This is a genomic window from Pseudomonas sp. SIMBA_067 (assembly GCF_046534675.1).
GTDB lineage: Bacteria > Pseudomonadota > Gammaproteobacteria > Pseudomonadales > Pseudomonadaceae > Aquipseudomonas > Aquipseudomonas putida.
Map to the genome: position 1 here is coordinate 1 of NZ_JAWRYH010001503.1, position 230 is coordinate 230.

A 230-nucleotide genomic window follows, 5' to 3' on the forward strand; every position below is an offset into this window, starting at 1 on the left:
GGGCCACGTCGCCCTGCTTGGCGGGCACGAAGCTCCAGCGTTTCACCGCGGCCAGCGCGGCGGCGTCGAGGGCATCACGGCCGCTGCTCTTCTGGACCTGGATCTGCCCGGGTTTACCGCTGGGCAGCACCTCTACCCGCAGCAGCACGGTGCCTTCCCAACCCCGCCGCTGGACCATCTGCGGATACTCCGGCGCCGGGTTTTTCAGGTACGCGGCGTTGGCCGAAGCG

Annotated in this window: 1 protein-coding gene; it reads right to left on the minus strand. The window is 70.0% G+C overall.

What is annotated here, in order from left to right; all coding sequences use genetic code 11:
- Positions 1–230, minus strand: a 230-nt coding sequence (locus SB765_RS34465) for an energy transducer TonB (protein WP_410933137.1), incomplete at both ends; no start/stop codon positions are given.